Source organism: Pseudomonas sp. IT-232MI5, assembly GCF_949767845.1.
In the GTDB taxonomy this organism is placed as follows: Bacteria; Pseudomonadota; Gammaproteobacteria; order Pseudomonadales; family Pseudomonadaceae; genus Aquipseudomonas.
This window is the reverse complement of record NZ_CATKQE010000049.1, coordinates 1-242: the sequence shown is the minus strand read 5'-3', so window position 1 is coordinate 242 and position 242 is coordinate 1. Positions and strand designations below refer to the sequence as shown.

The 242-nt window shown below is 59.5% G+C and carries 1 protein-coding gene; it reads right to left on the bottom strand.

Annotated elements, in window-relative coordinates; translation table 11 throughout:
* On the bottom strand, positions 1-242 hold a 242-nt coding region (locus ACM6JQ_RS20840; protein WP_414894613.1), incomplete at both ends, for a hypothetical protein.

Sequence of the window (242 nt, the reverse complement as noted above, 5' to 3'; positions counted from 1 at the left end):
CCCAGACGGCGCCGTTCTCGTCCTGCGCCTGAATCAGGTCGCCACAGGTGTCGTACTGATAGGCGCAGAGCTGGCGCAGCGGTTCGCCGTCAACGATCTGCCAGAGGCCGATAAACCGGCCGTGATCGTCGAGCATCGTGCCGAGGTGCAAATGGACTTTGGTGAAGTCGTTTTCCTGATAGGTGATCAGGTCGGAGAGCACCGAGTGTTCGCCGTGACGATGCTCGTAATGCAGCATCATC